The 13,409-nt window shown below is 61.1% G+C and carries 13 protein-coding genes; 6 read left to right on the top strand and 7 right to left on the bottom strand.

Annotated elements, in window-relative coordinates; all coding sequences use genetic code 11:
* The first annotated feature begins 23 nt into the window (after positions 1-23).
* The 5 genes from ACS4RR_RS32495 (at position 24) to minE (ending at position 4,141) form a co-directional block, all read left to right on the top strand.
* Positions 24-1,361: a trimethylamine monooxygenase gene (locus tag ACS4RR_RS32495; protein WP_456190631.1), complete on the top strand. Its 1,338-nt coding sequence runs from the start codon at positions 24-26 to the stop codon at positions 1,359-1,361.
* A 100-nt stretch (positions 1,362-1,461) separates the two neighbouring features.
* Complete coding sequence (locus ACS4RR_RS32490; RefSeq protein ID WP_017968473.1) at positions 1,462-2,064, top strand: methyl-accepting chemotaxis protein; 603 nt, start codon at positions 1,462-1,464, stop codon at positions 2,062-2,064.
* 199 nt (positions 2,065-2,263) lie between these two features.
* Complete coding sequence (gene minC / locus ACS4RR_RS32485; RefSeq protein WP_017968472.1) at positions 2,264-2,983, top strand: septum site-determining protein MinC; 720 nt, start codon at positions 2,264-2,266, stop codon at positions 2,981-2,983.
* Between the two features lie 85 nt (positions 2,984-3,068).
* Positions 3,069-3,884, top strand: coding sequence for a septum site-determining protein MinD (gene minD / locus ACS4RR_RS32480; protein ID WP_025397600.1), 816 nt, complete (start codon positions 3,069-3,071; stop codon positions 3,882-3,884).
* On the top strand, positions 3,881-4,141 hold the full coding sequence (gene minE / locus ACS4RR_RS32475) for a cell division topological specificity factor MinE (protein ID WP_003574994.1): 261 nt from the start codon (positions 3,881-3,883) through the stop codon (positions 4,139-4,141). The genes minD and minE overlap by 4 nt, the downstream gene beginning before the upstream one ends.
* Positions 4,142-4,182: 41 nt before the next feature.
* On the opposite strand, the gene ACS4RR_RS32470 is transcribed toward minE, so the two are convergent.
* The 4 genes from ACS4RR_RS32470 to ACS4RR_RS32455 form a co-directional block, all read right to left on the bottom strand.
* On the bottom strand, positions 4,183-4,563 hold the full coding sequence (locus ACS4RR_RS32470) for a DUF6481 family protein (RefSeq protein ID WP_456190630.1): 381 nt from the start codon (positions 4,561-4,563) through the stop codon (positions 4,183-4,185).
* Positions 4,564-4,811: 248 nt separating this feature from the next.
* On the bottom strand, positions 4,812-5,036 hold the full coding sequence (locus ACS4RR_RS32465; RefSeq protein ID WP_456190707.1) for a hypothetical protein: 225 nt from the start codon (positions 5,034-5,036) through the stop codon (positions 4,812-4,814).
* Positions 5,037-5,264: 228 nt separating this feature from the next.
* Positions 5,265-5,474 carry a cold-shock protein gene (locus ACS4RR_RS32460; RefSeq protein ID WP_003548109.1) on the bottom strand — a complete coding sequence of 70 codons (210 nt, stop codon included), beginning with the start codon at positions 5,472-5,474 and terminating at the stop codon, positions 5,265-5,267.
* 270 nt (positions 5,475-5,744) lie between these two features.
* Entirely contained in the window at positions 5,745-8,114 is a 2,370-nt protein-coding gene (locus ACS4RR_RS32455; protein ID WP_017968469.1) for a trimethylamine N-oxide demethylase, read from the bottom strand.
* A 248-nt stretch (positions 8,115-8,362) separates the two neighbouring features.
* Here ACS4RR_RS32455 and ACS4RR_RS32450 point away from each other — a divergent pair, with 248 nt between their 5' ends.
* The gene (locus ACS4RR_RS32450; protein ID WP_017968468.1) at positions 8,363-10,147 is read left to right on the top strand and encodes a trimethylamine N-oxide permease; all 1,785 of its coding nucleotides are present in this window, start codon (positions 8,363-8,365) and stop codon (positions 10,145-10,147) included.
* A 157-nt stretch (positions 10,148-10,304) separates the two neighbouring features.
* Here ACS4RR_RS32450 and ACS4RR_RS32445 read toward each other — a convergent pair whose 3' ends face one another.
* From ACS4RR_RS32445 to ACS4RR_RS32435, 3 genes are all read right to left on the bottom strand, one after another.
* Positions 10,305-11,336: an aldo/keto reductase gene (locus tag ACS4RR_RS32445; protein WP_222280315.1), complete on the bottom strand. Its 1,032-nt coding sequence runs from the start codon at positions 11,334-11,336 to the stop codon at positions 10,305-10,307.
* A gap of 231 nt (positions 11,337-11,567) precedes the next feature.
* Positions 11,568-12,839, bottom strand: a complete 1,272-nt coding sequence (locus ACS4RR_RS32440; protein ID WP_260111868.1) for a flavin monoamine oxidase family protein — start codon at positions 12,837-12,839, stop codon at positions 11,568-11,570.
* A gap of 64 nt (positions 12,840-12,903) precedes the next feature.
* Entirely contained in the window at positions 12,904-13,326 is a 423-nt protein-coding gene (locus ACS4RR_RS32435) for a MarR family winged helix-turn-helix transcriptional regulator (RefSeq protein WP_456190629.1), read from the bottom strand.
* Between the last annotated feature and the right edge of the window lie 83 nt (positions 13,327-13,409).

Genomic DNA, 13,409 nt, shown 5'->3' with positions numbered 1-13,409 from the left:
TATAATCAAGAGGGGAATGCTTCATGACAAGAGTAGCCGTCATCGGTGCCGGGCCTTCCGGGCTGGCGCAGCTGCGCGCCTTTCAATCGGCCGCCCAGAAGGGCGCCGAGATCCCGGAGATCGTCTGCTTCGAAAAGCAGTCGGACTGGGGCGGGCTCTGGAACTATACCTGGCGCACCGGGCTCGACGAATATGGCGAGCCGGTCCACGGCAGCATGTATCGTTACCTCTGGTCGAACGGACCGAAGGAATGCCTCGAATTTGCCGACTATTCCTTCGAGGAGCATTTCGGCAAGCCGATCGCTTCCTATCCGCCGCGCGCCGTGCTCTGGGATTATATCAAGGGCCGCGTCGAGAAGGCGAATGTTCGCCACTGGGTGCGCTTCAGCACGCCGGTTCGCATGGTCCGCTTCGACGATCAGACGAAGAAATTCACGGTGACGGCGCATAACCGCATCGAGGACCGGATGTATGACGAGGAGTTCGACTATGTCGTCGTGGCATCGGGTCACTTCTCGACGCCGAACGTGCCCTATTTCGAGGGTGTGAGGACCTTCAACGGCCGCGTGCTGCACGCCCACGACTTCCGCGACGCGCTGGAGTTCAAGGGCAAGGACATCCTGCTCGTCGGCCGCAGCTATTCGGCCGAGGACATCGGCTCACAATGCTGGAAATACGGAGCGAAATCGGTGACGACGAGCTACCGCTCGAAGCCGATGGGCTTCAAGTGGCCGGAGAATTTCGAAGAACGGCCGCTGTTGGTGAAGCTCGAAAACCGCACCGCCCACTTCCTCGACGGCTCGACCAAGGAGGTCGATGCGGTGATCCTCTGCACCGGATACCAGCACCATTTCCCCTTCCTGCCGGACGATCTCCGGCTGAAGACGGCCAACCGCCTCTGGGCTGACAGCCTCTACAAGGGGGTGGTCTTCGACAAGAACCCGCAGCTTTTCTATATCGGCATGCAGGACCAGTTCTACACCTTCAACATGTTCGACGTGCAGGCCTGGTGGACGCGTGACGTGATGATGGGCCGCATCGCCCTGCCGCCGGAAGAGGAACTGAAGGCCAATTTCGACATGTGGCGCGCCCGCGAGGAGACGCTCGAAGATGCCGAGCAGATGATCTGGTATCAGGGCGACTATGTGAAGGAACTGCTCGCCGAAACCGATTATCCCTCCTTCGACATCGAGGGGACCAACCAGACTTTCATGGAGTGGGAACATCACAAGGCCCACAACATCATGGGCTTCCGCGACCATGCCTACCGATCGCTGATGACCGGCAACCTGTCGCCGACGCACCACACGCCCTGGGTCGAGGCGCTCGACGATTCCATGGAAGAATATCTGCGCAACTGATGAGGCGGGCCTGCATTGCCGGAGGAGTGTGTTCGCGCTCTCTTCCGGCATTGTGACATGCGCCTTTCATCTGCAACTCTTCTCTTCGAATGTGGCCTTCATGGATTTTCAAACGAGCATTCTCGGGCGCATGAGCGGTTTTCTCTATCGCTGCCGTGCCGATGAAAACTATACGATGCTTGAGATGACCAATGGAATCGAGCGCATCTTCGGTTATCCCGTCGACGAAATCATCGGCAATCGCACGCGGACCTTTACCTCGATCATGTACGAGGAAGACGTGCCTCTGATGGACGAGATCGTCGGACGGGCGCTGGAGAAGCGCACAGACTGGACGATGGAATACCGCATCCGCCATGCCATGGGTCATCTCATCTGGGTCACCGAGACCGGCGGCGGCATCTGGGACGAGAAGGGTGAGCTTCTCTATCTCGAAGGCAGCATCATCAACATCGAATCACTCTACCAGCGAATCGATGACCAGACTGCCGACATGCGCATCACCGCCTCGAAGACCAATGAAATCCTGCAATCGCTGCGTTACCTGAAGCTGCTGGCCGTCAATGCCGGCATCGAGGCCGCCCGCGCCGGCACGGCCGGATCGGGATTTGCCGTGCTGGCCGCCGAGATGCGCACGCTCGCCAACTCCTCGGAAGAGGCCGCGCGCGCCATTTCCAACGCACAACGCAAGGCGGAAGGCTGAGCGTTAACCCGATTTGCGGCCCAAGTTCAAAGCCGCATTATTAACCGTTCCGTTCTTCCGGAGATTGCATCGCTTTTCCAATGGCTTACGGCAGTCCGGCGCTTGAAGAATCGGCTGTGATTGTGGGGAATATTAAGGCCGCGTTAACTTATTGTTAACCATAGCAGCGGTAGACATGGTCAACGATTTCTTCACATAGATGACCAAAGTGCTAACAGACGCTCGCTCCATCCGCATCAAGGGCCGCTCTTTCCTCGCGGTCATGCTGTCTCCGGATCTTCCGATCGATGATTGGTTGATCCGGCTGGACGATCTGGCCGCGCGTTCGGCCGGCTTCTTCCTCGGACGGCCTGTCGTGCTCGACCTCACGGACCTGCAAATCGACCGACCGCAGCTGAAGGACCTGATTGCCGAACTTGCCAAGCGCAATGTCAGCATCATGGGCATCGAGGGCGCACGGCCTTCGATCCTCGGGTCCGGCATGCCGCCGGCACTCAAAGGCGGTCGTTCGGTTTCCGATATCGAGGTTCAGGCAAAGGAGCCTGCCGATCAGCCCGGCAAACCGGTAGTGGCAGAGACCCGCCCAACCATGCAATCGATCGTCATCAGGGAGCCGGTGCGCTCCGGGCAATCGGTGATCTTTCCGGAAGGCGACGTCACCGTCATCGGTTCGGTCGCCTCGGGTGCCGAGGTCATCGCCGGCGGGTCCGTCCATATCTACGGCGCCTTGCGTGGCCGAGCCATGGCGGGGTCCATCGGAAACGCATCGGCGCGGATCTTTTGCCGCAAGCTCGAGGCCGAGCTGGTTGCAATCGACGGTATCTACAAGATGGCGGAAGACATGGCGCCCAATCTTCGCGGACAGGCTGTTCAGCTCTGGCTCGAAGACGACGCGATCATGGCAGAGAAACTGATCTGACAACAGCGCCGCGCGTCTCATCGAGAGCCGCAAAGGACGCTTCAACACTTCGAATTACTGGGGCCACGGCAAAGGAGAGACAATGATGGGGAAAGTGATCGTCGTCACGTCAGGCAAGGGTGGGGTTGGCAAGACGACCTCGACCGCCGCATTGGGAGCGGCGCTGGCGCAACGCAATGAAAAAGTCGTCGTCGTCGATTTCGACGTGGGCCTGCGCAATCTCGACCTCGTGATGGGCGCCGAGCGCAGGGTCGTCTACGACCTGATCAATGTCATCCAGGGCGACGCCAAGCTTACCCAGGCGCTGATCCGCGACAAGCGGCTGGAGACCCTGTTCCTGCTGCCGGCCTCGCAGACGCGAGACAAGGACAACCTGACGGCCGAGGGCGTCGAGCGCGTCATCAACGACCTGAAGCGCTATTTCGACTGGATCATCTGCGATAGCCCCGCCGGGATCGAGCGCGGTGCGACGCTTGCCATGCGCCACGCCGATGTTGCCGTGGTCGTCACAAATCCCGAGGTCTCGTCGGTGCGCGATTCGGATCGCATCATCGGCCTGCTGGATGCCAAGACCGCCAAGGCCGAACGCGGCGAACGGATGGAAAAGCACCTGCTGCTCACCCGCTACGACGCCAACCGCGCCGAACGCGGCGACATGCTCAAGGTCGACGACGTCCTGGAAATCCTGTCCATCCCGCTGCTCGGCATCATACCCGAAAGCATGGATGTTCTGCGTGCATCCAATATCGGTGCGCCGGTCACGCTGGCAGACAGCCGCAGCGCGGCTGCGATGGCCTATTTCGACGCCGCTCGCCGGCTCGCTGGTGAAGTCGTGCCGATCGCCATCCCAGAGGAAAAGCGCAATATCTTCGGTAAGATCTTCGGACGGAGGGCGGCATGAATATTTTCCGTCTTTTCAACAAGCAGAGAACCGCACCGGCCGCCCGCGAACGGTTGCAGGTCCTTCTCGCCCATGAACGTTCCTCGGCGGGGTCGGACCTGGTCTCCCTGCTGCGCGAGGAAATCCTTGCGGTGATCGCAAAGCACGTGCAGCTCGATCACGACAAGGTGCAGGTGACGATCGATCGCAACGAGTACGTTTCGACGCTCGAAATCGACGTCGAAATCCCGCTGAATGCAGCCGTGCAGGCTGCCTGAAAGACAGCGCTGCCTGTCCTGACGACAGGCGGCGCTGACGATCAGGACTGTCTGGCTTTGCGATTGGCGTAGCGCCGGTCGCGCTCGGCCTTTCGGGCGGCTTCGTCGGCAATCACGCGAGCGATCCGGTCTTTGTCAGCCGCTTCGCGGGCATCGGCATCGGCGCGTGCTGCGGCTTCGGCGGCAGCCTGACGTTCGGCTTCCGCGGCCCGTGCCCGCTCCTGCTCTTCGAGCTTGACCCGTTCTCGCTGAGCGCGACGTTCTTCCCTGGCCGCGGCAATGGCTTGACGCTCCGCCTGCTTTGCCAGCCTTGTGGGTTCGGCTGAATCCTTGGCGTTACGATACGCGTTGAGGAGAGCCGCCTTGGCTTCGGCAGCGGCGCTGCGGCGATCGGAAAGCTCGTTGTTTTTGGCGTTTTTCAAATCTGTTTCCTGACTGTTTGACTTCGACCCTAGAGCATGATGCCGAAAAATCTGCGCGGTTTTCGGACGAAATCATGTTCTAACTCTTTAATTTAGGACAAGATTCAGAGTTTAGGCCGATCCGGCGTAAACTCATCTTGTTCCGTGGCGCCGCACGCCATCAGACGCGCAAAGGCGCTGTAATACCTTGAACTGCACATGGCTTTATCCTGAAATCGAATCCGATTTAAGGAATTATGCCATAGGGGTCAGATTTTCTTTTTTCGCTTCGCGACAGGAGCAGTAACCCCTGTCAAGCGATCCTGCAATTCCTTGGCCTCACGCGCTTCGCGTAACCGCAAGGTTTTTTCCTCGCGGGCACGTACGGTCGGATCGATCTCTTCGACCGCGCGGCTTCGCGCCAGGAACTGCGATTGCACGTTTCCGAAGGCAATCTCCGCCTGCTTGCGTGATTTGCTATGTGACTCTGTCATATCAATCCTGGATTTTGTCACAGCGCCGCACGTCTTTCAGACGCGCAAAGGACGCTGTAACGCTTTGAATTACTGCACAATTCGTTAAACGGATTCCGCGTTTAAGAAATTGTGCAGCAGCCCGCTGGCCGACTCAGCAAAAAAGGCCAGGCAACGTGCCTGACCTTGATAGTATCATACTTTCGACAGTGCCGGTACATCCGCGGTCAAAGGAAAGCAGATTTCAGTTTAAGCAGCTTGGAGATTGCAAGCGGACATTTTGCCCGACTTGTTATCGCGCTCAAGCTCGTAGCCGATCTTCTGGCCTTCGACGATTTCGCGCATGCCAGCGCGTTCGACGGCAGAAATGTGAACGAAGGCGTCAGCGCCGCCGTCGTCAGGCTGAATGAAGCCGAAGCCCTTGGTGGAATTGAACCATTTAACTGTGCCAGTGGTCATAACAAACCCTTTCATAGCAATTGAACGACCGCACGTGCGGAAGCACGACGGATGATGATCTCGATTTTGAAGAGGGAAGTTCGTCCAGGGCACGTTGCCAGCGTGCGATAACAAAAGTCAAACAAGCAATATCGACTACCGAGATATAGTCACTCAACCCGAATTTGTCAACTTTTAGTTTTTCAGGGCCGTTCACTCATCATCAGGTTGCATCTCGGCCGCCTTGCATGCCGGGACGCCGATCGCCGGCCTCGACCTCAAAAGCAGGCATTACGAGCGCGGCCGCGTCTTCTGCGGGTCATAATGCGAAAGCGGCACGACCGTCGCCGGCAGGCGCTTCTGGTGGCCGTCAAGCTTGCCGATCTCGACCTCGGTGCCGGGGCTCGCATGCATCACGTCGATGCGGGCGAGCGCGATCGTCTTGCCGAGGATCGGCGAGCGCGTGGCGCTGGTGACAACGCCCACTTGGGCCCGGCCGATATGGATGCAATCGCCATGGCCGACGGCCTCGTTGGCCTTGATGTCGAGCCCGACGAGCAGATGGCGCGGATGCTCCTTGCGCCGGATCAGCGCCTCGCGGCCGATGAATTCGTCCTGCTTGGATTTCAGCGGCACCGTGAAGCCGATCCCGGCCTCGAACGGGTCGGTCTGATCGGTGAATTCGTGATGGGCAAAGATCAGACCCGCCTCGATGCGGACCATGTCGAGCGCCTCCAGCCCCATCGGCTTCAATCCGTGCGGCTGGCCCGCCTTCCAGACGGCGTCGAACACCGTCAGCGCATCCTTCGGATGACAGAAAATCTCGTAGCCGAGTTCGCCGGTGTAACCAGTACGCGAGACGACGATCGGGGTACCCTCGAAGCCGCCGATGCGGCCGACAGTGAAGCGAAACCATTCGAGCTCGCCGATGTCAGGCTGGCGCGGCGCCGTCCAGACGATTTCCTTGAGGATATCGCGGCTCTTCGGACCTTGCAGAGCGATATTGTGCATCTGGTCGGTCGAAGAGCGGACCCAAGCCTTGAAGCCCTTCTTCTCCGCCTGCTGACGCAGCCATATGCCGCTGAAATCATCGCCGCCGATCCAGCGGAAGTTCTTGTCGCCGAGCCGGAACAGCGTGCCATCATCGATCATGCCGCCGTTTTCGTAGCACATGGCGGAATAGACGACCTGGCCGGTCGACAGCTTGCGCACATCGCGCGTCAGGCAATATTGCAGCAACTCCTCGGCATCCGGCCCCGTCACCTCGAATTTCCGCAAGGGTGAGAGATCGATGACGGCGGCGCGCTCGCGGCAGGCCCAGTATTCCTCGACCGGCCCTTCGCTGGAAAAGCGGTTCGGCAGCCAGAAGCCGCGATATTCGGTGTAGTCCCGCGTCAACGCGGAGAGGCGAGGATGGAAGGCGGTTTCGCGTGTCAGTTCGGCGTCGGCATCTGGGGTCATGCGATAGGCTACCGCTCGTGAGAATTTCTCTTTTCCGGAAAAGGTGCGGACGTGGATATCCGTCGGATCCCAGCCGTTCGCCGCGTCGATATCGTCAGGGCAGGACGAGGAGACGCAGACGAGGTCGGTCAGCGCCCGCATCAGCACGTAATCGCCCGGGCGCGACCAGGGCTCGTCGAGATAGAGCTGGTTGTTGTGGTCGATATTGGTGTTGTAGAAATAGTTCAGCGCTTCCCACCCCTTGCGGCTGGCAATGCCGTAAGGTGCCAGCGCCGCGTTGAAATTATCCGTGCAATTGACGTGGCCGGGATAACCCATGTCGTCGTAATAGCGCGAATTGCAGGCGGTCGCGAAAGCGTCGTGACGTCCGACCGTATCCTGGACGATTTCGACCAGCGGCTCGAAGTCGCGGTCGAAGGCCTTGGAGGGGAGACCCGGCATTGGATAGCTGCGGCCGAGCAGCGTGCGGGTGACGGTGGAATCAAGCGCGAGGTCGAGACCCTTGTCGACCTTGCGGGCGGCAAAAGCCTGGAAATCGGTGCACTGGCGTCCATAGACGTCGATGATCTGGATGAATTCGCCGGCCCGCACGAAATAGGCTGCCGCGCTCGCCGCCCGGATGCGGATATCCTCGATCGGATCGGCGGCCGGTTCCGGCAAAGCGGAGGCATAATCGCGGATCAGCAGGCTGCGCTTGATCCTGATCTCGATCGGCGTCGCCGTATCCTGCGCCTCCGGCGACATGGCGCTGGCCGGTGCTGCGACGATCAACAGGCCCTTCATGGAAATCGTGAAATCCGCCTGGCTGCCCGGGGTCGATCCCGCCCCGAAGATGCAGAGCCCGCCGGCAACTGCCAGATCGGCGCCGCGACGCTGAAGCGCAGCACGCGTGCGGGCAGCACTCTCATCCTCCGCTTGAAGAATGGCCTTCAAACCATCGGCTGAATTGCTGAATGCGGTCCCGAGACCGGCCGCCAGGAAGCGACCTTTCTCGTCGAGGAAGGAGATCTCGCAGACCTGCCCGCCCTCGCTGTCGATGACGCTGACCCGGTCGCCCGGCTCGACGCGCATAACGACCGATCCGCCGCCCTTTGCCCTGTAGCGCTCAGTTCCCTCCGGCAGGGTGGGAATGCCGGGATAATGCACGAGGCTCGGAGCGGCCGGCCGCAGGCCTGTCATAGCAGGATGAAGTTCTCGCATTCTGCCCTCATGGGGATCGGGCATGCCCTCCGGCATGCGGACACAGGTTTACAAAATGGCTGTGGAAAGTAAAGCGATGTTGACTAAAAAGAAAATATCTTCACTATGCATAAAGAGTTGAGACTCGGGAATCCGTCGGGAACACGGATCGTCAAAATTATCCGGGCGGGCTTGAGACTGTCAGGGAGACACGTTCAGGGAGACGTACAAAGATACGTCCGGAACAAATAGAATGGGGAATTTCACTGATGACAGATATTGTGGAGGCCGGGATTGCATCCGGCACCGAAGGTAAGCTTGTACGCGCGCTCGACTGGAAGGGCGCATTCTGGGTGGCTGCGGGCGTGCCGCCGCTTGTTCTTTTCTCCATCGGCGGGATTGCGGGCACGACGGGCAAGCTCGCCTTCGTCGTCTGGATCATCTCGATGGTGATGGGTTTCCTGCAATCCTTCACCTATGCCGAGATCGCCGGCATGTTCGCCAACAAATCCGGCGGCGCCTCGGTCTATGGCGCCACCGCCTGGTTGCGTTATTCGAAATTCATCGCGCCGCTGTCCGTCTGGTGCAACTGGTTTGCCTGGTCGCCGGTGCTGTCGCTCGGCTGCGCCATCGCCGCCGGTTACATCCTCAACGCATTCTATCCGATTCCCGCGGCGGATTCACAAATGGTCCTCGACTGGATCTCAGCGCATGCCGCTTCCATCACGGCCGACAGCCCCCGCGTCGCCGAATATATTGCAGCCCATGCCGGCACGACGCCGGATGACGCCGTCAAGGCATTGCTCGGCACCGACGGTGTCGCCGCCCTGACGCCGGCGATCCGCAGCTGGTCGCTCTTGAGCTTCAACATTCCCTTCCTTGCCACCGCCAATATCAACGCCACCTTCTTCATCGGCGGCATCCTGATGCTGGTCATCTTCGCGATCCAGCATCGCGGCATTTCCGAAACGGCAAGCGTGCAGAAGTGGCTGGCCATCATTGTGCTGGTGCCGCTGCTCATCATCGGCCTCTATCCGATCGTCAGCGGCCATATCCTTGCCACCAACGTCACCGGTCTCGTGCCGCCGACAGCCGCCTATGCCGCTGTCGACGGCACCTGGAGCAACGGCGGCTGGACACTCTTCCTCGGCGGCCTCTATATCGCCGCCTGGTCGACCTACGGCTTCGAGACGGCCGTCTGCTACACCCGCGAACTCAAGAACCCGAAGACCGACACCTTCAAGGCGATCTTCTATTCCGGCCTTGCCTGCTGCCTGTTCTTCTTCCTCGTGCCCTTCGCCTTCCAGGGCGTTCTTGGCCACGCAGGCATGCTGGCCCCCGGCATCGTCGATGGCACCGGTGTTGCCGAAGCGCTCGGCGGCCTGATCGGCGCCGGCCGCGTGGTTACCCAATTGCTTGTCGTACTGATGATCATGGCACTCTTCCTCGCCATCATGACGGCGATGGCCGGTTCCTCGCGCACGCTCTACCAGGGCTCGAAAGATGGCTGGCTGCCGAAATATCTCGACCACGTCAACGAGCACGGCGCGCCGACCCGGGCGATGTGGACCGATTTCGCCTTCAATCTCTTCCTGCTGGCGATCGCCTCGGATGCCGGCGGCTACTTCTTCGTGCTCGCCGTCTCGAATGTCGGCTACATTATCTTCAACTTCCTGAACCTCAATTCCGGCTGGATCCACCGGATGGATTCCGGTCATATCGAACGCCCCTGGAAGGCGCCGACCTGGCTGATCGGCCTCAACACCGTGCTGGCCTTCGTCAACGCGCTCTTCCTCGGTGCGGGTGCCAAGGTCTGGGGTTATTCCAATGCCCTCTGGGTCGGCTTCATCTTCGCCGCCCTGATCCTGCCGGTCTTCGCCTATCGCCACTATGTGCGCGACGGCGGCAAATTCCCCGCAGGCGCGATGGAGGATCTCGGACTCGTCGGCCAGGATCTCGGCATCAAGAAAGCCGGCATCCTGCCCTATCTCGCACTCGCCGGCGGCCTGGCGATCGTTCTGATCGCCAACGTGATCTTCCAGCTTCCGGCCTAAAATCGCCTCCCAAGCAGATAGGCCGCCAAGCCGCCATGGAAACATGGCGGCTTTTTGCGTGGAAGCGGGGATCGAGCGATCGTCTCGCCGCCATCAACGGAGATCTGTCCGCTTCGGCGAGAAGCGGACAGGGTTTGTTCGGAGACAGAAGGAGGGCTCAGCGGCCGCCCTCGATCTTGCGATGGCGCTGGTTGATGCCACCCTTGCCATAGGGATAGTCGAAAGGCTGGGGCGCACTCACCTCGTTGAGCCGCGCCATGTCGTCGTCGGAGAGCTTCAGTTTCATCGCGCCGAGGTTGTCGGCGAGCTGTTCCGTCGTGCGGGCGCCGAGGATGACGGATGTGACCGCCGGCCGTGCCGCCGTCCAGCCGAGCGCCACCTGCGCCATGCTGACGCCATGCGCCTTGGCGATCTCCTCGACGACGGCGATGATCGCCCAGGTTCGTTCCAGCGCATTGCGCGGCGCATAGGATTCGCCGCCGCGATTGGGGTTTTCGCCGAGGCGGGTGGCGCCGGTCGGCATCTCATCGCGCTTGTACTTGCCGGTCAGCCAGCCGCCGCCGAGCGGCGACCACGGCAGCAGGCCCATGCCGGCATCCTGGCAGGCCGCGACAATCTCAAGCTCGATATCGCGCACCAGCAGGTTATATTGCGGCTGCAGCGTCACCGGACGGGTATAACCGCGCGCCTTGGCGATCTCCGAGGCCTTGGCAATATGCCAGCCGACATAGTTGGAGAAGCCGTAATAGCCGATCTTGCCGGAGGAAACCGCATCGTCGAGAAAACGCAGCGTCTCCTCGATCGGCGTCAGCGCGTCCCAGGCATGCATCTGGTAGAGGTCGATCTGCTCGAGACCGAGGCGGCGGAGCGAATCGTCGAGCGCCTGGCTAAGATGCCGGCGCGACAGGCCGATATCGTTGGGGCCGTTGCCCATCGGGAACCGCCCCTTGGTGGCAACGATCGCCTGGCGGGCCTCAGTCGGACGCGCCTTCAGCCAGCGTCCGATGATCTCTTCCGACTTGCCGGCACTATAGACATCCGCGGTGTCGATGAAATTGCCGCCCCAGGCGAAATAATCGTCGAGCAGCTTGTGTGAGGCGGCCTCATCGGCCTCTGCGCCAAAGGTCATGGTGCCGAGGCAATAGGCGGTGACGACGGTCCCGCTGGGACCGAGCTTGCGATAATCCATTTCTTCCTCCTCATGCGGATACCCGTAGCCGACACGCAAACGTCGGGGTAGAAGCCGGGGCTCCTGCAATCAATGACAATGACAATATTGTGCTTGAGGCGGCCGCTCGCCGCCGGATGACGTATAGCGCCCTGGGCTGGGAGCACAGGGGCGAGGGGGAGCATAACCAATCCCGTTCGCGCGACCAAGTGAGAAAAAAATATTCCTGCCTGCCATCGCGGCCGGCGAAGGTTACGGACTTTGCGAAAAAGACGCTGCGATCAGCTCGGCTGCAGCAACGCCGGTCTCGTAGGCGCCGTGCGCCGTCGAATAACGCGATGTCGAACAGGCTTCGCCGGCAAAGAAGATCCGCCCGTCATGCGGCGCAGCGAGACGGCCGCGTTGATCGGAGGCGCCGGGTTCGGCGTAGGAATAGGAGCCGCCGATATGGGGCGCTGCTGCCCAGGCCGACATCGCGGCGACCGACAGCTCCTTGCGGATGTCCGCGCCGAAATGTGCCGCCAGTTCTTCTCCAGCGAAGGAGAAGGCAGCCTCTCTACCTTGCCCCTCCAGATCATGTGCGAGGTCGCCGGCAAAATAAGCCTCGACGACGGGAGCGCCGAACGGCCGGAGCTGATAGGTGCCGGTCGCACCACGACGGGTAGAGCCCAACATATGCGTGTCCGCCGGCAGCACCTCCTGATTTGCGAGCTTCAAGAACAGCTTGTCGGCGAGCCCGAGCGGCAAACGGGCCGCTGCCTCGATCTTGTCAGGCAAAGGCGGGTCGAAGGCGATTTTGCCGGCGGCAAGCACGTTCGTCGAAACCGTCACCAGAACCGCACGGGCACTGAGCACACCCTGGTTCGTCTCGATGGCAATACGGCCGGCATGACGATGGTCGATGCGCATGACCTCGGTGCTGAGCCTTGCCCGAACCGGCTTGCCGTAAAGCGAGACCAGCGTTCCATAGCCCTCGCGCACCCGCCAGTCAGGGCCAGGGCCGGGATCGTATCTGTTGTAATCGACGACCGACGACCGCTCCAGTTCGGCGCCGGTGATATAGGTGCCGACCGCCCGGATCTGGCGGTTCCAGGGATTGCCGGGCTCGAGCATATCGGCCATGGCTGCGTCATTCCCCTCATGGCTCTCGAGACGCTCGAAATAGGCGCCCATCGCCTGCCTTGCGGCGCGCGCCGCCGCGTCATCCCGCAGAAGCCGCCGTCCGCCATCGTTCCAGGGCGCGGGCGTGCGGTCGACCGTCAGTCCGACCTCGCCGGCGATCGCAGTCCAGGCATTGGTCCTTGCGCCATGCAGCCAGCCGCAGCCGAGATCGAGCCCGATATCGGCGGCTTCAGGCAGTGCGACCGTCCAGGCGCGACCGCCGAGACGATCGCCGGCTTCAAGCAGGAGGATGGAAAGATCCGGGCGGATTGCCTGCAGGCGGCGGGCGGCGGCAATGCCGGCGGCACCGGCGCCGATGACGACGACATCCTCGTCGGCACCTTTGCTGTTGTCACCAGGCATACATTCTCCTTCGGTCGCGCGACGGTTAAGTGGAATGGGTCGCTCTCATGCCAGCCCCGCTTCGCTATTGCAGCTGTTCCAGCAGCCGCCGGAGTGCTGTTCGCAAATCGTCCATCTGCTGCTGGCTGGTCAGGGCCGCCCAGCTTTCATCGACGCGCCGGCCCGCCGCCATCGCTATCGGCCTGACCCCCTGGCCTTTTTCCGTCAGAAACACCAGCCGGCCACGCCGGTCATTCGGATCGGGCCGACGCTCGACATAACCCAAGCGCTCGAGTTCTTCCACGGCCTGCGTCATCGTCTGCTTGCGAACACGGGCGAGCCTGGTCAGCTCGCTGACCTGGATGCCCTCCGGCCGCGCGAAGGTGAAGACGTTGGCGTGCGGCGGGCGGATATCGCCGTAGCCGGCCTCATCGAGTGCCGCTTCGACGGCCTGCGTCCAATGCTGATGGACCAGACGCAACAACAGGCCAAGGGAAGAAGACGGCATGAAACCCCGCGCAGCGATATAGACAGCTACCTGTCTATATGATAAATGGACGTTACCTGTCTATATGATAAATGGACAGTCAC

The sequence above is a fragment of the Rhizobium zaerense genome, from assembly GCF_051810725.1.
Classification (GTDB): Bacteria; Pseudomonadota; Alphaproteobacteria; order Rhizobiales; family Rhizobiaceae; genus Rhizobium; species Rhizobium leguminosarum_I.
Note: the sequence above shows the minus strand (reverse complement) of the source record. Positions and strands in the feature narration are given on the sequence as shown.

Bases quoted from the DNA above. Each gene is read 5' to 3' on its own strand.
- ACS4RR_RS32455 (WP_017968469.1), bottom strand. From the start codon at position 8,114: ATGCGAGAACTTCATCCTGCTATGACAGGCCTGCGGCCGGCCGCTCCG.
- minE (WP_003574994.1), top strand. From the start codon at position 3,881: ATGAATATTTTCCGTCTTTTCAACAAGCAGAGAACCGCACCGGCCGCC.
- ACS4RR_RS32450 (WP_017968468.1), top strand. From the start codon at position 8,363: ATGACAGATATTGTGGAGGCCGGGATTGCATCCGGCACCGAAGGTAAG.
- ACS4RR_RS32440 (WP_260111868.1), bottom strand. From the start codon at position 12,839: ATGCCTGGTGACAACAGCAAAGGTGCCGACGAGGATGTCGTCGTCATC.
- minD (WP_025397600.1), top strand. From the start codon at position 3,069: ATGGGGAAAGTGATCGTCGTCACGTCAGGCAAGGGTGGGGTTGGCAAG.
- ACS4RR_RS32465 (WP_456190707.1), bottom strand. From the start codon at position 5,036: ATGACAGAGTCACATAGCAAATCACGCAAGCAGGCGGAGATTGCCTTC.
- ACS4RR_RS32435 (WP_456190629.1), bottom strand. From the start codon at position 13,326: ATGCCGTCTTCTTCCCTTGGCCTGTTGTTGCGTCTGGTCCATCAGCAT.
- ACS4RR_RS32490 (WP_017968473.1), top strand. From the start codon at position 1,462: ATGGATTTTCAAACGAGCATTCTCGGGCGCATGAGCGGTTTTCTCTAT.
- ACS4RR_RS32460 (WP_003548109.1), bottom strand. From the start codon at position 5,474: ATGACCACTGGCACAGTTAAATGGTTCAATTCCACCAAGGGCTTCGGC.
- ACS4RR_RS32495 (WP_456190631.1), top strand. From the start codon at position 24: ATGACAAGAGTAGCCGTCATCGGTGCCGGGCCTTCCGGGCTGGCGCAG.
- minC (WP_017968472.1), top strand. From the start codon at position 2,264: ATGACCAAAGTGCTAACAGACGCTCGCTCCATCCGCATCAAGGGCCGC.
- ACS4RR_RS32445 (WP_222280315.1), bottom strand. From the start codon at position 11,336: ATGGATTATCGCAAGCTCGGTCCCAGCGGGACCGTCGTCACCGCCTAT.